Annotated in this window: 19 protein-coding genes; 18 read left to right on the top strand and 1 reads right to left on the bottom strand. The window is 59.8% G+C overall.

Annotated features, from left to right (window positions below):
• The first annotated feature begins 125 nt into the window (after positions 1–125).
• The 15 genes from gyrA to cysM all read left to right on the top strand — a co-directional run bounded on the left by gyrA (position 126) and on the right by cysM (position 16,781).
• Positions 126–2,813 (top strand): DNA gyrase subunit A, encoded by a 2,688-nt coding sequence (gyrA, locus tag LSG25_RS04590; RefSeq protein WP_232743534.1) that lies wholly within the window; start codon positions 126–128, stop codon positions 2,811–2,813.
• Entirely contained in the window at positions 2,813–3,940 is a 1,128-nt protein-coding gene (serC, locus tag LSG25_RS04585) for a 3-phosphoserine/phosphohydroxythreonine transaminase (RefSeq protein WP_232743533.1), read from the top strand. The genes gyrA and serC overlap by 1 nt, the downstream gene beginning before the upstream one ends.
• Positions 3,933–5,018, top strand: coding sequence for a prephenate dehydratase (gene pheA, locus LSG25_RS04580; protein WP_232743532.1), 1,086 nt, complete (start codon positions 3,933–3,935; stop codon positions 5,016–5,018). The genes serC and pheA overlap by 8 nt, the downstream gene beginning before the upstream one ends.
• 13 nt (positions 5,019–5,031) lie before the next feature.
• Entirely contained in the window at positions 5,032–6,171 is a 1,140-nt protein-coding gene (gene hisC / locus LSG25_RS04575; RefSeq protein WP_232743531.1) for a histidinol-phosphate transaminase, read from the top strand.
• A complete protein-coding gene (locus LSG25_RS04570; protein WP_232743530.1) occupies positions 6,168–7,070 on the top strand; it encodes a prephenate dehydrogenase/arogenate dehydrogenase family protein in 903 nt (300 codons plus the stop codon). The genes hisC and LSG25_RS04570 overlap by 4 nt, the downstream gene beginning before the upstream one ends.
• Complete coding sequence (aroA, locus tag LSG25_RS04565; protein WP_232743529.1) at positions 7,067–8,389, top strand: 3-phosphoshikimate 1-carboxyvinyltransferase; 1,323 nt, start codon at positions 7,067–7,069, stop codon at positions 8,387–8,389. The genes LSG25_RS04570 and aroA overlap by 4 nt, the downstream gene beginning before the upstream one ends.
• Before the next feature lie 34 nt (positions 8,390–8,423).
• Positions 8,424–9,107 carry a (d)CMP kinase gene (gene cmk, locus LSG25_RS04560; protein WP_370635948.1) on the top strand — a complete coding sequence of 228 codons (684 nt, stop codon included), beginning with the start codon at positions 8,424–8,426 and terminating at the stop codon, positions 9,105–9,107.
• Between the two features lie 145 nt (positions 9,108–9,252).
• Positions 9,253–10,968 carry a 30S ribosomal protein S1 gene (gene rpsA / locus LSG25_RS04555; RefSeq protein ID WP_232743527.1) on the top strand — a complete coding sequence of 572 codons (1,716 nt, stop codon included), beginning with the start codon at positions 9,253–9,255 and terminating at the stop codon, positions 10,966–10,968.
• Positions 10,969–10,973: 5 nt separating this feature from the next.
• Positions 10,974–11,330, top strand: a complete 357-nt coding sequence (locus tag LSG25_RS04550) for an integration host factor subunit beta (RefSeq protein ID WP_232743526.1) — start codon at positions 10,974–10,976, stop codon at positions 11,328–11,330.
• Positions 11,331–11,571: 241 nt separating this feature from the next.
• A complete protein-coding gene (locus tag LSG25_RS04545) occupies positions 11,572–11,895 on the top strand; it encodes a lipopolysaccharide assembly LapA domain-containing protein (RefSeq protein WP_232743525.1) in 324 nt (107 codons plus the stop codon).
• Positions 11,896–11,918: 23 nt separating this feature from the next.
• Positions 11,919–13,136 carry a lipopolysaccharide assembly protein LapB gene (gene lapB / locus LSG25_RS04540; RefSeq protein WP_232743524.1) on the top strand — a complete coding sequence of 406 codons (1,218 nt, stop codon included), beginning with the start codon at positions 11,919–11,921 and terminating at the stop codon, positions 13,134–13,136.
• A complete protein-coding gene (rfaE1, locus tag LSG25_RS04535) occupies positions 13,133–14,062 on the top strand; it encodes a D-glycero-beta-D-manno-heptose-7-phosphate kinase (protein ID WP_232743523.1) in 930 nt (309 codons plus the stop codon). Before lapB ends, rfaE1 begins: the two co-directional genes overlap by 4 nt.
• Positions 14,059–15,054, top strand: a complete 996-nt coding sequence (gene rfaD / locus LSG25_RS04530; protein WP_232743522.1) for an ADP-glyceromanno-heptose 6-epimerase — start codon at positions 14,059–14,061, stop codon at positions 15,052–15,054. The genes rfaE1 and rfaD overlap by 4 nt, the downstream gene beginning before the upstream one ends.
• A gap of 44 nt (positions 15,055–15,098) precedes the next feature.
• Positions 15,099–15,686, top strand: a complete 588-nt coding sequence (locus LSG25_RS04525; protein WP_232743521.1) for a DUF655 domain-containing protein — start codon at positions 15,099–15,101, stop codon at positions 15,684–15,686.
• A gap of 189 nt (positions 15,687–15,875) precedes the next feature.
• On the top strand, positions 15,876–16,781 hold the full coding sequence (cysM, locus tag LSG25_RS04520) for a cysteine synthase CysM (RefSeq protein WP_232744560.1): 906 nt from the start codon (positions 15,876–15,878) through the stop codon (positions 16,779–16,781).
• Positions 16,782–16,874: 93 nt separating this feature from the next.
• On the opposite strand, the gene mltB is transcribed toward cysM, so the two are convergent.
• Positions 16,875–18,029, bottom strand: a complete 1,155-nt coding sequence (gene mltB, locus LSG25_RS04515; protein WP_232743520.1) for a lytic murein transglycosylase B — start codon at positions 18,027–18,029, stop codon at positions 16,875–16,877.
• Positions 18,030–18,039: 10 nt separating this feature from the next.
• On the opposite strand from mltB, the gene LSG25_RS04510 reads away from it, so the two are divergent.
• From LSG25_RS04510 to LSG25_RS04500, 3 genes are all read left to right on the top strand, one after another.
• Positions 18,040–18,963, top strand: a complete 924-nt coding sequence (locus LSG25_RS04510; RefSeq protein ID WP_232743519.1) for a histone deacetylase family protein — start codon at positions 18,040–18,042, stop codon at positions 18,961–18,963.
• A 123-nt stretch (positions 18,964–19,086) separates the two neighbouring features.
• The gene (locus LSG25_RS04505; RefSeq protein ID WP_232743518.1) at positions 19,087–19,836 is read left to right on the top strand and encodes an electron transfer flavoprotein subunit beta/FixA family protein; all 750 of its coding nucleotides are present in this window, start codon (positions 19,087–19,089) and stop codon (positions 19,834–19,836) included.
• Positions 19,837–19,838: 2 nt separating this feature from the next.
• Positions 19,839–20,768, top strand: a complete 930-nt coding sequence (locus LSG25_RS04500; RefSeq protein WP_232743517.1) for an electron transfer flavoprotein subunit alpha/FixB family protein — start codon at positions 19,839–19,841, stop codon at positions 20,766–20,768.
• The last annotated feature ends 17 nt before the right edge of the window (positions 20,769–20,785 follow it).

The raw sequence follows: 20,785 nt of genomic DNA, 5'->3' as shown, positions 1-20,785 counted from the left end.
GGCTGAAATGGGCGGGGCCTGGCGGGTGCCTGGGTATCGCCAGCGAGCCTTATGGGTGGAAGTGCTAGAATTTCCCATTCGCCCGTAATGGCCCACCTTCACGATTTCACGTATTTAGACTATCTATGGATTCCTTCGCCAAGGAGACCCTTCCAATTTCGTTGGAAGAGGAAATGCGCCGCAGCTATCTCGATTACGCCATGAGCGTAATTGTCGGGCGCGCTTTGCCAGACGTTCGGGATGGCCTTAAACCCGTGCACAGGCGCGTGCTGTTCGCGATGCACGAACTCAATAACGACTGGAACCGGGCTTACAAGAAATCGGCGCGTATTGTCGGCGACGTGATCGGTAAATATCACCCTCACGGCGATTCGGCGGTCTATGACACTATAGTGCGCATGGCCCAGGATTTCTCGTTGCGTTACATGCTGGTCGACGGCCAGGGCAATTTCGGCTCGATCGATGGTGATAATCCCGCGGCGATGCGTTACACCGAAATCCGCCTGGCCAAGATCGCCCACGAATTATTGGCTGATATAGATCAGGAAACCGTCGATTTCGGCGCCAACTACGATGGCAGCGAGCAGGAGCCTTTGCTTTTGCCTTCCCGTTTGCCCAATCTGCTGGTCAATGGCAGTTCGGGGATAGCGGTCGGGATGGCCACCAATATTCCGCCGCACAATCTGTCCGAAGTGATCGACGGCTGCTTGTACTGCCTGCGCAATCCGCACTGCACGATCGACGAACTGATCGAGCTGATTCCGGCTCCCGATTTCCCCACCGGCGCCATTATTTACGGTATGTCGGGTGTGCGCGAAGGCTATCGCACAGGGCGCGGGCGGGTCATCATGCGCGCCAAAACCCATTTTGAAGACATGGAAAAGGGCCATCGCCAGGCGATCATCGTCGACGAGATCCCCTATCAGGTCAACAAGAAGTCCCTGCAGGAGCGCATTGCCGAGCTGGTCAACGAAAAGAAGATCGAAGGCATTTCCGATATCCGCGACGAATCCGACAAAGACGGCATGCGCCTGGTCATCGAGCTCAAGCGCGGCGAAGTTCCCGAAGTCATTCTGAACAACCTGTATAAAAATACACAGCTTCAGGACACTTTCGGCATGAATATGGTGGCTTTGGTCGATGGCCAGCCGCGCCTGCTGAACCTCAAGCAGATGGTGGAGTATTTCCTGTCGCATCGCCGCGAAGTGGTTACACGGCGCACAGTGTTCCAGCTGCGCAAGGCGCGCGAGCGCGGCCATGTGCTCGAAGGGCTGGCAGTGGCCCTGGCCAATATCGACGACTTCATTGCAATTATCAAGGCGGCGCCCACGCCGCCCGTGGCGCGTCAGGACTTGATGGCTCGCAGTTGGGATTCCTCGCTGGTGCGCGAAATGCTGGCCCGGGCCGACGATGGCACGACGCCGGGCGGCCGCGCGGCTTATCGCCCGGAAACCCTGCCCGAGGGGTTCGGCCTGCAGGGCGACGGCTTGTATCGCCTGAGCGATACCCAGGCGCAGGAAATCCTGAACATGCGCCTGCAACGCCTGACCGGCCTGGAGCAGGACAAGATCGTCGGCGAATATAAAGAGATCATGGCAACCATCGCCGATTTGCTGGATATCCTGGCGCGGCCGGAACGCATTACCACCATAATCAGCGATGAGCTTACGGCGATCAGGGCCGAGTTTTCCACCAATGCCAAAGACGTCCGGCGTTCCCAGATCGAACATAACGCCACCGAGCTCGATACCGAAGATCTGATCACTCCCATGGACATGGTGGTGACCCTGTCGCAGACCGGCTATATCAAGAGCCAGCCGCTGTCGGAATACCGCTCGCAAAAACGCGGCGGCCGCGGCAAGCAGGCAACCGCCATGAAGGAAAACGACTGGGTGGATCAGTTGTTCATCGCGAACACGCACGATTACCTGCTGTGCTTTTCGGATCGGGGGCGAGTGTACTGGCTCAAGGTCTGGGAGGTGCCGCAAGGCACGCGCGGCTCGCGTGGCCGGCCTATCGTCAATATGTTCCCGCTGGTCGACGGCGAAAAAATCACCGTGGTGCTGGCCGTCAAGGAATTCAGCGACGACCACTACGTCTTCATGGCGACTTCGCGCGGCACGGTCAAAAAGACGCCGCTGTCGGATTTCTCCAATCCACGCAAGGCGGGCATTATCGCCGTAGCGCTCGATGACGGCGACTTCCTGATCGGCGCCGACCTGACCGATGGCGAACACGATGTGATGTTGTTCTCCGATTCCGGCAAGGCCGTGCGTTTCGACGAAAACGATGTGCGCCCCATGGGCCGCACGGCGCGCGGCGTGCGCGGCATGACGCTCGAGGATGGCCAGGCGGTCATTTCCCTGCTGGTTGCCCTCGATGAAACCCAAAGTGTGCTGACAGCCACCGAAAATGGCTTCGGCAAGCGGACTTCAATTCTCGAATACACGCGCCACGGCCGCGGCACCAAAGGCATGATCGCCATTCAAACCAGTGCCCGCAATGGCAAAGTGGTGGGCGCCGTACTGGTGCGTCCGTCCGACGAAATCATGCTGATCACCACCGCTGGGGTGCTGGTTCGCACCCGGGTTTCGGAAATCCGTGAAATGGGCCGCGCCACGCAAGGCGTTACCCTCATCAACGTCGACGAGAACAGCACCTTGTCGGGCTTGCGCCGCGTGGTTGAAAGCGATGCCGACGATGTCGAACTCGATGGCGATGCGGACGAGTCTTCTGATGTCGGCGCGATCGATTCCGATGACGGCCCGGCGACGCCGGACATTGATAATGGCAGCGCGGAGGATGATTCGTAATGCGCCCGTGGAATTTTTCGGCGGGCCCGTCGGCTTTGCCGCTTGAAGTATTGCAGCAGGCTGCGGCCGAAATGACGGATTGGCACGGCAGCGGAATGTCGGTCATGGAAATGAGCCACCGCGGCAAGCAGTTTACGCAAATCCGCGATGAAGCCGAAGCGGACCTGCGCGAATTGCTGGCCGTGCCCGACGACTATGCCGTGATGTTCATGCAGGGCGGGGCGACGGCTGAAAATGCCATCTTGCCGCTGAATCTTATCGGCCGGGGTGGCGCGCTCAAGGCCGATTACGTCCTGTCCGGCATCTGGTCCAACAAATCGCACAAGGAAGCGCAGCGCTACGGCGACATCGCCGTAGCGGCGTCAAGCGGCAGCGCGGTACAGGTCGATGGACGGGAACAGGAGCCCTGGACCTGGTTTCCCGATCCGGGACAATGGCGTGTGCGCCCGGATGCGGCTTATCTGCACCTGTGCAGCAACGAAACCATAGGCGGGGTCGAGTTCGCGCAGTGGCCCGATACGGCCCAACTGGGTGCGGCCAATGTGCCGCTGGTGGTCGATGCATCGTCGCATTTTCTGTCCCGCCCGATCGATTTTTCCAAGGCTGGGCTGATATATGCCGGCGCGCAGAAAAATGCCGGGCCGGCGGGAGTTACCGTCGTACTGGCGCGGCCCGACCTGATCGGCCATGCGCTGCCCGTATGCCCTTCGGCGTTCGATTATGCCAATGTGGCCGGCTCCCAATCCATGTTCAATACGCCGCCTACCTATGCCATTTATATTGCCGGGCTGGTGTTCAAATGGATCAAGCGCCAGGGCGGCGTTGCGGCCATGGAGCGCGCCAATATTGCCAAATCCCAGGCCTTGTATGCCTTTCTGGACAGCTCCGGTTTTTATATGGCCAAGGTTCAGGCCAAAGCCCGCTCGCGCATGAATGCGCCGTTTTTCCTGCGTGACGAATCGCTTAACGGCGAGTTCCTGGTCCAGGCGGAAGCGGCCGGCCTGATGCAGCTGAAAGGGCACAAAAGCGTCGGCGGCATGCGTGCCTCCATTTACAATGCCGTGCCTCTGGAAGGGGTTCAGGCTCTGATTACTTTCATGCGGGAATTCGAGCGGCGACATGGATGATTCTTTACTAGCCCGGTTGCGTCCGATACGCGAACGCATCGATGCCCTGGATGAGCAGATTCTCGATCTGCTCAATCAGCGCGCCAAGGCCGCACTCGAAGTCGGCGAGGTCAAACAGGCTTTCGATTCCGCGGGGCCGGTGCTCAAGCCGGAGCGCGAAGCGATGGTGATACGCCGCCTGCAGGCCCTCAACAAGGGGCCGTTTACCGAGCAGGCGGTCGAAGCGGTGTGGAGCCAGGTCATTTCCACTTGCCGCGGCCTGGAAAGCACGCTGACTGTGGCTTATCTGGGCCCGCAGGGCTCGTTTTCCGAACAGGCGGCGCTCGAGCATTTCGGGCATGCCATTACGCCATTGCGCTGCAATTCCTTCGACGAGGTGTTTCGTGCCGTCGAGGCGGGCCAGGCCAACGCGGGCATGGTGCCGGTCGAGAATTCCACCGAAGGCGCTGTGAATCGCACGCTCGATCTGCTGCTCAATTCGCCGCTCAAGGTGCTGGGCGAACGCTCGATCAATATTCATCATTGCCTGATGACCCAGTCGGGCACGCTCGACGGCGTCAAGCGCGTCATGGCGCACCCGCAGGCGCTTGCACAGTGCCAGTCGTGGCTGACGCAAAATCATCCCGAGCTGGAACGCGACGCGGCCTCGAGCAATGCCGAGGCGGCCCGCGTGGCCGCCCAGGACCCTGGCGTTGCCGCCATTGCCGGCACTACGGCCGCTTCGGCATGGAATTTGCAAGTAGTGGCCTCGGGCATCCAGGACGATCCGCAGAATCGTACCCGTTTCCTGGCTGTGGGCGCGATTGAAACCCTGCCCAGCGGGCACGACAAGACCAGCGTGATTCTGGCGGTGCCCAATCGCGCCGGCGCCGTGTACGAAATGCTTGCGCCTTTGGCCAATAACGGTGTGTCGATGACGCGCCTGGAATCGCGGCCGGCCCGCACCGGGCAGTGGGAATATTATTTCTATGTCGACCTGTTGGGGCACCGCGATGAGCCGTCAGTCGCGCAGGCCTTGGCTGATCTCAAGAAACAAGTCGCTTTTTTCAAGGTGCTGGGCTCTTATCCCACCCAGTAAGGAATCTGCTCGCATGACTACGAACGATATCAAGAAGGGCGCCGACGGCGCCCAGGTGCCGGACTATATCCTGGGCATTGCCCCTTATCAGGCGGGCAAGCCGATCGAGGAACTGGCCCGCGAGTTCAATCTCGATGTTGCCAATATCGTCAAGCTGGCTTCGAACGAAAACCCGCTGGGCCTGCCGACGTCGGTGCAATTGGCCATGATTTCGGCATCGAGCTCATTGGCGCGGTATCCCGATCCCAATGGTTTCGATCTGAAGTCGGCCCTGGCCAAACGCTACGATATTCCGGCGGACTGGCTTACTTTGGGCAATGGCTCGAACGATCTGCTCGAATTGGCTTCGCTGGCGTTTTTATCGCCGGGTACGGCCTGCGTCTATGCCCAGCATGCTTTTGCCGTGTATCGCCTGGCCACCCAGGCGCGCGGCGCGCGCCACATCGTGGTGCCCGCGCGCGAATACGGTCACGATCTGGATGCCATGTTTGCGGCCATCGACGTCGATACGCGGCTGGTGTTCATCGCCAATCCCAATAACCCGACCGGCACATTCTTGCCGCAAGCAAAGGTTGCCGCGTTTTTGAAACAGGTCCATGACCGTCATGGCGACCGTGTCACTGTTTTGCTGGACGAAGCCTACAACGAGTACCTCGATCCCGAGCTGCGTTTCGACAGTTCGATCTGGGTGCGGCAGTTTTCCAATCTGATTGTGACGCGCACCTTTTCCAAGGCTTATGGCTTGGCGGGATTGCGGGTTGGATTTGCGATGGCGCAGCCCCGGCTTACCGATTTGCTCAATCGCGTGCGCCAGCCTTTCAATGTAAATAGCCTGGCCCAGGCGGCTGCCACGGCGGCGCTGGAAGATACCGCTTTCTTGAAGCAGGCTTACGATATCAACAAGGCGGGCAAGAAAACGCTTTGCGAGGCCTTCGACAAGTTGAAGTTGAATTATGTGCCCAGCTACGGGAATTTTGTGCTGGTGCATGTCGGCGACGCGGCGCGCATCAATCTCGAGCTGCTCAAGCGCGGCGTGATTGTGCGCCCCGTTGCGGGCGACGGCTTGCCCGAATGGCTGCGTGTGTCGATAGGCCTGCCTAAAGAAAATGCACGCTTCATCGAAGCGCTGACCCAGATTCTTGCGGAGCGATGACTACCGGGCCCCAGACGCCAGCCTCTCCCCGGGTGGGAGTGCTGGCTGTGATCGGAGTGGGTCTGATAGGCGGCTCTTTTGCGGCGGCATTGCGCCAGCGGCAGGCGGTCGGACATATTCTCGGTGTCGGGCGCGCTGCGCATTCCCTGGCGCGCGCCAGGCAACTGGGATTGATCGACGAAGTGGCCAGCATCAGGCAGGCCGCCGAGCAGGCCGATGTGATCATGCTGGCCGCTCCAGTTGGGGCAAGCGGCAAGATACTGGCTGAAATAGAACCCTATCTCCGTGACGATACCCTCATTACCGATGTCGGCAGCACCAAAGCGAATGTAGTGGAGGCGGCCCGTGTCGCCCTGGGTGAACGGGTAGGCCAATTTGTGCCTGGCCACCCCATTGCCGGAGCCGAAAAGACCGGCCCGGAAGCCGCCGATGCCGCTCTTTATCAGGGCCGTACAGTGGTATTGACTCCGCTGGCTGAAAATTCCGCCGCGGCAAAGCTGTACCTGACCCAGTTGTGGGAGCGCTGTGGGGCGCGGGTCATCTGCATGGAGCCCGAGGCGCATGATGTCGTGCTGGCGTCGGTCAGCCATGTTCCGCATTTTCTGTCTTCGGTTTTCATGGGGCAGGTTGCCGCGGCGCATGACTCCGATGTGCGGCTTGGCCTGGCGGGTAGCGGGTTCCGTGACTTTACGCGCATCGCGGCGGGTTCGCCTGAAATGTGGCGCGATATTTTTCTGGCCAATCGGGACGCCGTGCTTTCCGAATTGCAGGAGGTCAGGGCGGCATTGCGGCAGGCCGAAGATGCCTTGCAGCGCGAAGATGCGGCGGCTTTGCACGATTTTCTTGAACGGGCAGCGCTGGCGCGCCGCTTTTGGGGCAGCAGGAGCGGTTTGTCATGACGGGTGTATCCAGCTTGCGTTTGTCTCCGGTGAGTGCGGCACGGGGCGTAGTGGCCTTGCCCGGATCCAAAAGCATTTCCAATCGCGTGCTCTTGCTGGCGGCTCTTGCCCAAGGCACCACCCGGCTTGAAGGCCTGCTCGACTCCGACGACACTCGTGTGATGCTGGCGGCTTTGCGCCAGTTGGGCGTGCAGGTCCGCAGCCTGGGGCCTACCGAGGTCGAAATTCAAGGCGGTTCGCCATTTGCAGTGCGGCACGGCGCTTTGTTCCTGGGTAATGCCGGGACAGCGTTTCGTCCCTTGACCGCCGCGCTGGCCATGATGGGTGGCGATTATCAGTTGTCGGGTGTGCCGCGCATGCATGAGCGCCCCATAGGCGATCTGGTCGAGGCCTTGAATGCGTTGGGGGCGCAGGTGCGGTATTTGGGCGCGTCCGGTTATCCGCCTTTGTCGATAGCTCCCGGATCAATACAGGCGGAACGGGGAATACGGGTCAAAGGGTCGGTGTCCAGCCAATTCCTGACCGCCTTGCTGATGGCCGCGCCGATTCATACCGGTGCGGGACGGGATCCCCTGACTATCGAGGTGGAGGGCGAACTGATTTCCAAGCCCTACATTCTGATTACCCTGAACCTGATGGCGCGTTTTGGCGTTACGGTGCAGCGCGAGGGCTGGCAGCGTTTTACCATTCCGGCGGGGTCCATATACCGTTCGCCCGGAACCCTGGCCATTGAAGGCGACGCCTCTTCGGCCTCTTATTTCATGGCCCTGGGTGCGATCGGCGGAGGTCCCGTTCAGATTCAAGGAGTAGGCTCCGACAGCATCCAGGGCGATATTGCGTTTGCCGATACGATAGAAGCCATGGGCGCCCAGGTCACGCGGCGCGCGGCCTCCATTGAGGTGAGCGGCGTACAGGTTGCGCGCGGCGGCAAACTCAAGGCGTTTGACCTGGATTTCAATCTGATTCCCGATGCCGCCATGACGGCCGCTACCCTGGCCTTGTATGCCGACGGGCCTTGCACATTGCGCAATATCGGCAGTTGGCGGGTCAAGGAAACCGATCGCATTCACGCCATGCATACCGAATTGGGCAAGCTGGGCGCACGAGTCGAATCAGGGCCGGACTGGATTCGGGTTCATCCCGTGGCGGCGTCGCAATGGCAGCCTGCGTCGATTGCCACCTACGACGACCATCGCATGGCCATGTGTTTTTCCCTGGCATCGTTCGGGCCTGTTGCGGTGACGATTCTCGATCCCGATTGCGTCAGCAAGACTTTCCCGGATTATTTTTCGGTGTTTCGAAATTTGGTGCAAACCTGATATCGGGGCTCTGGGCTGGCGTGGCTCCCTGGACATGACAATGACTGATTTTTCGACGATACCGGTAATTACCATCGATGGCCCCACTGCTTCCGGCAAGGGTACGATTGCTCATCGGGTTGCGCAGGCCCTGGGCTGGTCGGTACTCGATAGCGGCGCACTGTATCGACTGACCGCCCTGGCTGTGCTGGACCAGGGCATCGATCCTGCGGACGAACAGGCTGTCGCCCGTGCGGCCGGCCATCTCGATGTCCGCTTCAATGGCGAGCAGGTGTGGCTGGCCGGCCGCGATGTGGCGCCCCTGATACGCGAGGAACGGGTCGGCAATCTGGCTTCCCAGATAGCGGCGTACGGTTCCGTTCGGCAGGCATTGCTTACGCGTCAGCAGGCGTTTCGCCAACCGCCAGGGCTGGTGGCTGACGGGCGCGACATGGGTACGGTGGTCTTCCCGGATGCCGTTTTAAAGATTTTTTTGGTGGCCGATGTTGCGGCGCGGGCTGAAAGACGCTGTAAGCAGTTGAAGGGAAAGGGATTTTCTGCTAACCTTGCGAACCTGATGCAGGATATGCGTGCGCGCGATGAGCGCGACCGCAATCGGGCGAATGCGCCGCTGAAAGCGGCGCCAGACGCCAAAACAATCGATTCGTCCGATCTTTCCATCGACGAAACGGTTAAAGCGGTACTCGACCATTGGTCGAGCCTGGGTACTCAAGCGTAAAGCCTGCCGGGGTGGAAACCCACGGGGGCTTGGCAGATCAAAAACCTGCAAGGCTATGATTAGCTTGAGATTTTTTCACTCCACTGGGGCAGGCATTGCCTTGGTGTGTTTTTAACGGCCATCCCGGCTACATGGATTTAACTTAATGTCTTCCATTTCAACCACTGCTGCCTCGGGCGGCGAAAGCTTTGCCGATTTATTTGCTGAAAGTATCAAAAACCAGGACATGAAGTCTGGTGAGGTCATTTCGGCGGAAGTCGTGCGTATCGATCACAATTTTGTCGTGGTCAACGCCGGCCTGAAATCCGAAGCACTGATTCCTCTTGAAGAATTCCTGAACGATCAGGGCGAACTCGAAGTCCAGGCGGGCGATTTCGTCTCCGTCGCCATTGATTCGCTCGAAAACGGCTATGGCGACACCATCCTGTCGCGCGACCGTGCAAAACGTCTGTCGGCCTGGCTGCAACTCGAACAAGCCCTCGAGTCCGGCGAAATGGTTACCGGCACGATTACCGGCAAAGTCAAAGGCGGCCTGACCGTCATGACCAATGGCATCCGCGCCTTCCTGCCCGGTTCGCTGGTCGATCTGCGTCCTGTCAAGGACACTACGCCCTACGAGGGCAAGACCATGGAATTCAAAGTGATCAAGCTCGATCGCAAGCGCAATAACGTTGTGCTGTCGCGTCGCTCGGTCCTTGAAGCCAGCATGGGCGAAGAGCGCCAGAAACTGCTCGAAACACTCAGCGAAGGCTCGGTGGTCAAGGGCGTGGTCAAGAATATTACCGATTACGGCGCGTTCGTCGATCTCGGCGGCATCGATGGCCTGCTGCACATTACCGATATGGCATGGCGTCGTGTGCGTCATCCTTCCGAAGTGCTGCAGGTGGGCCAGGAAGTCGAAGCCAAAGTGCTCAAGTTCGACCAGGAGAAAAGCCGTGTTTCCCTGGGCGTCAAGCAGTTGGGCGAAGACCCCTGGGTCGGCCTGGCACGTCGCTATCCGCAAGGCACCCGCCTGTTCGGCAAGGTCACCAACCTGACCGACTACGGCGCGTTCGTTGAAGTCGAAGCCGGCATTGAAGGCCTGGTGCACGTTTCCGAAATGGACTGGACCAACAAGAACGTCGATCCGCGCAAAGTGGTTACATTGGGCGAAGAAGTCGAAGTCATGGTCCTCGAAATCGACGAAGACCGTCGCCGTATTTCCCTGGGCATGAAGCAGTGCCGCGCCAATCCGTGGGAAGAGTTCTCCATCAACTTCAAACGCGGCGACAAGGTTCGCGGCGCGATCAAGTCCATCACCGACTTCGGCGTGTTTGTCGGCCTGCCCGGCGGCATCGATGGCCTGGTTCACCTGTCCGATTTGTCCTGGACCGAAACCGGCGAAGAAGCCGTGCGCAACTTCAAGAAGGGCGACGAAATCGACGCCGTGGTGCTTGGCATCGATACCGACAAGGAACGTATTTCCCTGGGCATCAAACAGCTCGAAGGCGATCCGTTCAACAACTTCGTGGCCACCTACGACAAAGGCGCAGTGGTTCCTGGCGTGATCAAATCGGTCGAAGCCAAGGGTGCCGTCGTAACGTTGTCGGTTGATGTCGAGGGCTACTTGCGTGCCTCCGAAATCTCCGCCGGCCGTGTCGAAGACGCCACCACCGTACTGAAGGCCGGTGAAAACGTCGAAACCATGATTGTCAACATCGATCGCAAGGCGCGCTCGATTCAGTTGTCGGTCAAGGCTCGCGATAACGCCGAAACCGCCGATACCATCCAGCGTATGTCGGAAGCCAGCGCTTCGTCGGGCACCACCAATCTTGGCGCCTTGCTTAAAGCCAAGCTCGACCAGCAACGCGACGACGGTTAATTGGTGTGACTAAGTCTGAACTGATCGCGATACTCGCGAGCCGTTATCCGCAATTGGCAGCACGCGATACGGATTACGCCGTCAAAACGGTTCTCGATGCCATGACCCAGGCTTTGGCCAGCGGTCAGCGCATCGAGATCCGCGGCTTCGGCAGTTTTTCCTTGTCAGAGCGTTCACCGCGTATAGGCCGCAACCCCAAGTCGGGCGAAAAAGTGCTGGTGCCAGGTAAACAGGTGCCTCACTTCAAAGCCGGCAAAGAGCTGCGCGAGCGGGTCGATTCGGCTTTTGACGAAGAGGTCAAGGCTGCCGGCGAGTCCGTCTTCAATATGGGACAGTTCGACACGCGCATGATGCACGGATAGGCCAGACTGCCCGCAGGGCATAAGCCGATCGCTGTTCAATGCGTTATTCAGTACCATCAAACAGGCCCTTCCAAGGGCCTGTTTGATTTTCAGCAAGATCTGCAGGGCTTTTGCGTTCCTGGGGCCCAGATCAGGCCGGACCATCGATGCCGGACGGGCTTCAAATTCTTTTGCGCCGATTGAGGTCTGCGAATCGATTCCCCTTACAATTACCCATTGCTGGTTTATTGGAGTTCCCGTTATGCGCTACCTGGTATGGATATTGCGATTATTGGTTTTCATCCTGGTCCTGTTGTTTGCCCTCAAGAACACCGGGCCGGTCGATGTCAGTTTTTATGCCGGCCATGTCGTAACGGGGGTGCCGCTTATCGTTGTGATGCTGGTGGTATTCGTTTTGGGCGTTTTGTTTGGATTGCTGGTGGCAGCCCCGTCGCTCGTACGTCGGCGCCGCGAAGTCAAAAAGCTCAAGCGCGATCTGGATCGCTTGCACGACAGGCTCAGGCAACCCGCGGTTCACAACGACGCCGTGGTTCCTGAAACGGTCGCCCCGTTGGCGCCGTTATAAATCCATAGCAGAGGTCGACTAGAGTGGATTTTGAACCGTGGTGGCTAATTTTCGTGCCGATCCTCTTCGCCCTGGGCTGGATCGCGGCACGCGTCGACATTCGGCAAATGCTTTCCGAAACGCGCAATTTACCCGATTCCTATTTCAAGGGCCTTAACTTCCTGCTCAACGAAGAGCCCGATCGCGCGATCGATGCATTTGTCGAAGTGGCCAAGCTCGATCCGGAAACGACCGAGCTGCATTTTGCGCTCGGCAGCCTGTTTCGGCGGCGCGGCGAAATGGAGCGCGCCATCCGGGTCCATCAAAGCCTGCTGTCCAGGGCTGATTTGCCCCAGGAAGACCGCGAGCACGCGCAACATGAAATTGCCCAGGATTTTCTCAAGGCGGGCATGCTCGATCGTGCCGAACAGGCTTTTGAAATCGTCCAGGAGTCGCGCTTTGCCATTCCGGCCGTGCGTGCCCTGATCCGCATTTACGAATCCGAGCACGACTGGCCGCGCGCCATCGATGCGGTCAAGCGTTTGCGAGCCCTGATCGACGAACCGGTGCCGCAACTCGTGCACTATCAATGCGAACGCGCTCAGTCGGCCATGGCAATCAAGCCCCCCGACATCCAGGCTGCCAACGAAGCGCTCGACGCCGCAGACAATGCAGCCAGGGCTTTGCTCGGCCAAACCCAGGGGCAGGCTTCCGAAGCCCGGATAGCCATGTTGCGGGCCAGCCTGGCCAGGCTGACTCAAAACCCCGAGCGTGAACGTGTTTATCTTGAGTCGGTGCTGACCATCGCCCCCGAGTATGCCAGCCTGGTTGCGGCCGACATACTACAGCTGTATCGAACCGCGGGGCGCCAGGTCGAGGGCTTGAAGGTGCTTAAAAATCATTACATGCGGCACCCGTCGCTGGATATGTTCAATGTGGTGTTTCGAGAACTCCGGTCTCAGGAAGGGTACACCCCCGCCTGGACGTTTGCGCGCGAGGCGCTGCGCGCCCATCCTTCGTTGCTGGGGCTGGATCGCCTGCTCGAGGCCGAGCTGGCCAGCTCCGATACGCCAGCCGAGGCCGGCGCGTCACTGGGCTCGGACCTGGGTTTGCTCCGTTCGCTCATACACAAGCATACCCAGCGTCTGGATCGCTATTCGTGCAAAGTGTGCGGTTTCGAAGCCCGGCATTTTTATTGGCAGTGCCCGGGATGCAATTCCTGGGAAACTTATGAACCTCGCCGCCTCGAGGAGTTGAAATGATGTCTTTCCCTCTGGATGCTGTAAGCCGGGTCAAGGTACTGGTGGTGGGCGATATCATGCTCGATCGTTACTGGTTCGGCGAGGTCGAGCGTATCTCGCCCGAGGCGCCGGTTCCGGTGGTCAAGGTTGCCCGACGCGAAGATCGCCTGGGCGGCGCCGCGAATGTGGCGCGCAATATTGTGGCCTTGGGTGCGCAGGCCACGCTGCTGGGTGTGGTCGGGGTCGATGAGGCCGGCCAGAAAGTCCGCGAGCTGTCGACGGAATCGGGCATTGCCGCGCGCCTGGTCGAAGACCAGGCCTTGCACACGACGCTTAAAATGCGTGTATTGGGGCGCCAGCAACAGTTGCTGCGCATCGATTTTGAACAACTGCCAGGCAACGCCAGCCTGGCGCGTATCGAGGCCGAGGTATCGGCCCTGGTTGCCAAGCACGATATGCTGGTGCTTTCCGACTATGCCAAGGGCGTGCTGGGCCAGGTCGAGGCCTTGATCCAGATTGCGCGCCGGGCCGGGGTGCCGGTCATGGTCGATCCCAAGGGCCATTTATACCGACGCTATCGCGGCGCGACGATGGTCACGCCCAACCGGGCCGAAATGCAGGATGCGGTGGGGCGCTGGCAAACCGAAGATGAATTGGCCGAGCGGGCGCAGGCTCTGCGTGTCGAGCTCGATCTCGAGGCTTTGCTGGTTACCCGGTCCGAGCAGGGCATGACCCTGTTTACTCAAAGCGGGCGCGATCATACCGATGCCCAGGCCCATGAAGTGTTCGATGTATCGGGGGCTGGAGACACCGTGCTGGCAACCCTGGCGGTGACTCGTGCGGCGGGCCTGGCCTGGCCTGATGCGGTGCAGTGGGCGAACCGCGCCGGCGGTATCGTGGTCGGCAAACTTGGAACATCGGTGGTTACGGCAGGAGAACTGACATGATTATTGTGACGGGGGGCGCCGGCTTTATCGGCAGCAATCTGGTGGCGGGCCTGAACCGCCGCGGCTATACCGACATCATGGTGGTCGACGACCTTACCGAAGGCGACAAATTCATCAATCTGGTCGATGGCAAGATTGCCGATTACCTGCATAAAGACGATTTCCGCCAACGGGTGGCACGCAAGCAATTCGCCAATATCGAGGCGGTGATTCATCAAGGGGCGTGTTCCGACACTACCGAGCGCAATGGTCATTACATGCTCGACAACAATTATCGGGTAACGCTTGAGCTGTTCGAGTATTGCCAGGCGCACAAGGTTCCGTTTTTATATGCGTCGTCGGCCGCTGTGTATGGGGCGGGTCCGGTATATGCGGAAAATCCGGTGCACGAATCGCCGCTCAATGTGTACGGCTATTCAAAATACTTGTTCGATCAGGTTCTGCGGCGCCATCTGTCCGAACTGGCCGCCCCGGTCGTCGGTTTGCGTTACTTCAACGTTTACGGTCCCAACGAGCAGCACAAAGGCCGCATGGCGTCGGTGGCGTTTCACAACATGAACCAATTCAGGGCGGAAGGGCATGTGCGCCTGTTTGGCGGCTGGGATGGCTACGCCAACGGAGGGCAGTTGCGCGACTTCGTTTTTGTCGACGACGTCGTCGACGTCAACCTGCATTTTCTCGACCACTCTCAAAAGTCGGGCATTTTCAATTGCGGAACCGGGCGCGCCCAGCCTTTCAACGATGTGGCCCGTACCGTCGTCAATACCCTGCGGGCCGAAGCCGATCTGCCGGAGCTCTCCTTGCAGGAACTGGTCGACCAGCAATTGATACGCTACATTCCTTTTCCCGACGATTTGAAGGGTCGTTATCAAAGCCACACCGAGGCCGATATGACGCAGTTGCGTTCGGCCGGCTACAAGGCGCCGTTTCGCGACGTAGAGACGGGAGTGGCGGCCTACGTGCGGCGCTTGCTGGAGCAGGGCCGCCTTTAGGTTCCGTCGCAGGCCTCGGCGTTTTGCCAGAGGTAGGTTTACGCATGGATGTATTGATGTGCCGGACCTATCTCCTGGTCGGCAAGTATTCGATTATGGAGCTTATGGAAATGTTCGATTTCCATATTCTTTTCATTTTTCGGAGGCTAGCCATGAACCCGTTTACCGAATCCACCGTAGCTCGTCCGCTCAACCCCGGCACTTCCCGGCAGGCGGGCCATGCCTCAAGTCGGCATGCGCAAAAAAGACGTTCCTTTTGGCGGCCCGCGTGGGGCGCCCTGGGGCTGGCGACCGGCCTGACCCTCTCCGCCACGGCGCTCGCGGTCGACGTCAACGTAGCGACCCAGGCGCAGTTGCAAGAGGTGCGAGGCATAGGTCCGAAGACCGCGCAAATCATTCTTGAAGAACGTGCGCGCGGCGGCAAATACGAGTCGTTCGACGATCTGGCTGTGCGCGTCAAAGGCATAGGCCCCAAAAAGGCGGCTACCTTGCAGGCTTCCGGCCTGACAGTAGGGGCCGGGGCGCTGCCATCTTCTTCGCCGGCCGCGTCGCCCGGCACGGCTGCGCTGGCAGCGCCTCGCAGCGCTTCGGCCAAGCCCAAGTCCAGTGCGCCCGGAAGGCCGGCCAGATAAGTGCCGGTACCTCTATGCCGTCGGTACTGGCACGTATCGCGATGGCATGGGTTGCGGCCCTTGCGTATGGTTCGCATATCGCCGCGGCATGTCCGCGGCGATGCCGGCACTGGAATGTCTACCGGAATAACCGGGACCCGATCGGGGCTGTTCAAGTCGCTGTTACCCGGATCGGTGTATTATTTCCGCATGAAAAAATACCCTACTATCGAAGACACCATAGGCGCCACGCCGCTGGTTCGCCTGCAACGTATTCCAGGCCAGGCGGGTCATCAGCGCGGCAATGTGATCCTCGCCAAGCTCGAGGGCAACAATCCGGCCGGCTCGGTCAAGGATCGGGCTGCAAGCTCCATGATCCGTCGTGCCGAAGAACGCGGCGAAATCAAGCCCGGCGACACTTTGATCGAAGCCACCAGCGGCAACACCGGCATCGCCCTGGCCATGACGGCGGCGGTGCGCGGCTACAAAATGATTCTGATCATGCCCGACAATCTGTCGCTGGAGCGGCGCGCCGCCATGACGGCATACGGCGCCGAACTGATCCTGACCCAGGCCAGCCAGGGTGGTATGGAATACGCCCGCGACCTCGCCCTTAAAATGCAGGCCGAAGGGAAGGGCAAGGTGCTCGACCAGTTCGCCAATGCCGATAATCCGCGGGCGCATATCGAGACGACCGGCCCCGAGCTATGGCAGCAAACCGATGGGCAAATTACCCACTTCGTCAGCGCCATGGGCACGACAGGCACCATTATGGGGGTAGCGTCCTACTTGCGATCGCAGAATTCAAAAATTCAGATCGTTGGGGCGCAGCCTGCCGAAGGTTCGCAGATACCCGGTATCCGCAAATGGCCGGAGGCGTATCAACCCAAAATATATCAACCCAGCCAGGTTGACGTATTCGAGCTGATCAGCCAGGCCGAGGCTGAAAACATGGCGCGGCGCCTGGCTGCCGAAGAGGGAATCTTCGGCGGAATTTCCTCGGCGGGTGCTTTGGTGGCCGCCCTGCGTGTCGCCGCCCGCGTGGAAAACTCCACAATTGCGTTCATTGTTTGCGATCGCGGGGATCGTTATCTATCGACTGGTGTCTTTAATTAAAACGCCACAGGGTGGGTGGTGCGGTGCAGTCCGGCACGCCGTGCCGGTCCTGCCCCCAAGCCCCGATAGACGGCGTCTTCAAATACCCATTATCTACAGCGCCGAACTACCGATTCGTTCAGCTATTGCCTGCGCCAGATCGGCGACTGAAGCGGCGTAGAAGTAGCTGTGGTTGTAGTGGGTGATGGCAAAGAAATTCGGCGTGCCGGTGCGGTACTCGTTCAGGTTGCGCGGCTCGTCGATCAGGTCCACGACACCCACCGGGTATTTTTCCCAAGCCGTGTTGACGGATCCTGGCCGGATGCTGGCCCCTTTGGCGTCAAGTTCCGGCCAACTGTAGTTCGGGGTGAGCCCGCCTGCGACCAGGGTGCCCGCATTGCCCGGCAGTACCACCGGCGCGAACACCGGCAGGCCGGGCACCCATCCGTGCTGGCGCAGGAAATTCGCCACCGACAAGATGGCGTCTCTGGGGCTGTTGGTCAGGTCGATGTGTCCGCTGGCGTCGCCATCCACCGCGTAGCGCAGAATGCTGCCCGGCATGAATTGAGGCAGGCCGATGGCGCCGGCGAAGGAGCCTTCCACTTCAAGCGCGTCGAGTTTTTTTTCGTGATCAAGCTGAATCAGATCCGCTAGCTGATCGCGAAACATCTGGCTGCGTTCCGGGCGTGCCCCATCGGGGTGACGAAAGCCCAGGGTTGCCAGGGCGTCGAGTACCGGGAAATCGCCGGTCTGGCGCCCATATATGGTTTCGACGCCGATGATGGCGACAATAATCGACTGAGGCACGCCATATTGGCGGGCAGCCTGATCGAGCGCGGCACGGTGCTCGCTCCAGAAGGCTGCCCCGGCCTTGATGCGTATGGGTTCGACAAAACGCTTGCGGTATGTGACCCAGCTGCGCCGGATCCTGGTTTTGCCTGGGGTCATGAGCCTGGCCACCGTCGCGTTGTATCGGGCGCTTTTAAGCAGGACTTCGATGCGATTGAGCGGTACGTGTCGTGTTTGCGCGACTTCGCGTGCATAAGCCTGGATGTCGGGTTTCAACTGGCCCCTGGCATCCACAAAGCCTTCCGTGCTGCTGGTCGAGTTTCCCGCCTTGATATGCGGGGGGAGGCTGGCGCCGGCAGTATTTACCGGGGCCGGGGCCTGCGCGGGAGCCGGCGATATGGCTGCGGTTTTAGTCGTGGCGCAACCCCCCAGGAATGTAACAAGAACGGCGGCTTGCAAAATGCGGGCAGGTTTGAACATAATCATCCTTATGGAGACCCTATATATTACCCACCCGATTTGTCGCTTGCATGAAATGGGCAGTTGGCACCCAGAATGTCCCGCGCGCCTTGACGCGATCAACGATCAATTGCTGGCCAGCGGCATACTTGGCTTTCTGGGCGAGAAAGAAGCCGTCCAGGCCGGGGACGCCGATCTGTTGCGTGTACATACGCCCGAATACCTGGACTATTTGCGTACGCATGCGCCGGCAAGCGGCTACTTCACGCTCGATCCCGACACGCTGATGAATCCGCATACGCTCGAGGCGGCACGTCTGGCTGCGGGCGCCGGACTGCTTGCCGTGGATGCAATCATGCGGGGCGAAGCCAAAACAGCTTTTTGTGCGGTGCGGCCTCCCGGGCATCATGCCCGCGCCAATCAGGCCATGGGATTTTGCATTTTCAATAATCTGGCGGTGGCACTGGCCTATGCTCTCGACAAGTATGCGCTCGGGCGTGTGGCAATCATCGACTTCGACGTGCATCATGGCAACGGCACCGAAGAAATGTTCGCCGGCGATGAACGGGTGCTGATGTGCAGTTTTTTTCAACATCCTTTTTATCCCAATTGCGGAACCGGACGGACAGCGGACAATATGCTGAACATACCGGTCGATGCCTATACCAGCGGCGCCAGTTTGCGGCAGATCGTCGGCGATATCTGGATGCCGCGGCTTGCAGCCTTCAGGCCCGAATTCATTTTCATATCGGCGGGCTTCGACGCGCATCGCGAGGACGATATGGGGCAATTGGGCATGGTCGAGTCCGACTATGCCTGGATCACCGACCAGATCGTGGCCCAGGCTGAAAAAACCGCCCATGGACGGATCGCGAGTTTTCTTGAAGGCGGCTATAACCTGTCGGCGCTGGGGCGCAGTGCGGCGGCGCATATCAAGGTGCTGGCAAAGCTGTAGAATGGCATGGTTTGCGTCAACTTTGGCTTTTGCCGGCAAGTAAAAGAATGGCCTCGCGGGGCAGGTTGCAAAGCCGCGGCAAAAGCGCAGCAGTTTTTTATATTCCCCTCAGGAGGATACTGAATGAAGGTGTTAGTACCCGTCAAGCGTGTGGTTGATTACAACGTCAAGGTGCGCGTCAAGTCCGATCAAAGCGGCGTGGATATCGCCAACGTCAAGATGTCGATGAATCCCTTCGATGAAATTGCCATCGAAGAGGCCACTCGCCTGAAAGAAAAAGGCGCCGCCAGCGAAGTCATCGCGGTGTCCTGCGGGGTGGCGCAATGCCAGGAAACCCTCAGAACGGCCATGGCCATCGGCGCCGACCGCGCCGTCCTGGTGCAGACCGATGCCGATCTGCAGCCCCTGGCCGTGGCCAAGCTGCTCAAGGCGGTGGTCGATAAAGAGCAGCCCCGGCTGGTCATACTGGGCAAGCAGGCCATCGACGACGACGCCAATCAAACCGGCCAAATGCTGGCCGCCTTGCTCGACTGGCCGCAAGCCACGTTTGCCAGCAAAGTCGAGATTGCCGGCGACACGGCCACCGTCACGCGCGAAGTCGACGGCGGGCTGGAAACGCTGTCGCTCAAGCTGCCGGCCATAGTCACGACCGACCTGCGCCTGAACGAGCCGCGCTATGTGACGCTGCCCAACATCATGAAGGCCAAGAAAAAGACCCTGGATACCGTTACGCCCGAAGACCTGGGCGTCGATGTAGCGCCTCGCCTGAAAACCCTCAAGGTTTCCGAACCTCCGGCACGCTCTGCCGGCATTACGGTGCCCGATGTCGCGACGCTGGTCGAGAAACTCAAAAACGAAGCCAAGGTGATTTAATCATGACGATTCTTGTAATAGCCGAACACGACAATGTCCAGTTGAAAGGGGCGACGCTCAATGCCGTGGCCGCCGCGGCGAAAATCGGCGGTGATGTCCATGTGCTGGTGGCGGGCAGCGGCGCGCAGGCGGTGGCCGATCAGGCTGCCCAGATCGCCGGGGTTGCCAAGGTGTTGCTGGCCGATGCGCCGCAACTGGCCGACGGGCTGGCGGAGAATCTGGCCGCCCAGGTCCTGGCCGTGGCCCAGAACTATGGGCACATTCTGTTTGCCTCCACCGCCTCGGGCAAGAACGTTGCGCCGCGCGTGGCAGCCAGGCTCGATGTGGCCCAGATCTCCGACATTATTGCCGTGGACTCGCCCGATACGTTCCAGCGCCCGATCTATGCGGGCAATGCCATTGCCACCGTGCAGTCGGCCGACGCGGTGAAAGTCATTACGGTACGCACCACGGGCTTTGACCCAGTCGCCGCCCAGGGCGGCCAGGCTGCCGTCGAAACGCTGGCCGCGGTGGCGGATTCGGGCTTGACGTCGTTTGTGGGCCGTGAAGTCGCCAAGAATGACCGCCCCGAACTGACTGCCGCGAAAATCGTGGTCTCGGGCGGGCGCGGCATGGGCAGCGCCGAGAATTTCAAGATTCTCGATCCCCTGGCCGACAAGCTTGGTGCGGCACTGGGCGCGTCGCGCGCCGCGGTCGATGCCGGCTATGCCCCGAATGACTGGCAGGTTGGCCAAACCGGGAAAATCGTGGCGCCGCAGTTGTACGTGGCCATCGGTATTTCGGGAGCAATCCAGCATTTGGCCGGCATGAAAGACTCCAAGGTCATCGTGGCGATCAACAAAGATGCGGAAGCGCCGATTTTCGGAGTGGCCGATTACGGTTTGGTGGCGGACTTGTTCCAGGCCGTTCCCGAGCTGGTCAACGCCTTGTAACTGGCGCCGGTCATTCG

It is taken from the genome of Paralcaligenes sp. KSB-10 (genome assembly GCF_021266465.1).
Classification (GTDB): Bacteria; Pseudomonadota; Gammaproteobacteria; order Burkholderiales; family Burkholderiaceae_B.
The sequence above is the reverse complement of the archived record's forward strand: the minus strand, read 5'-3'. Positions and strand labels throughout refer to the sequence as shown.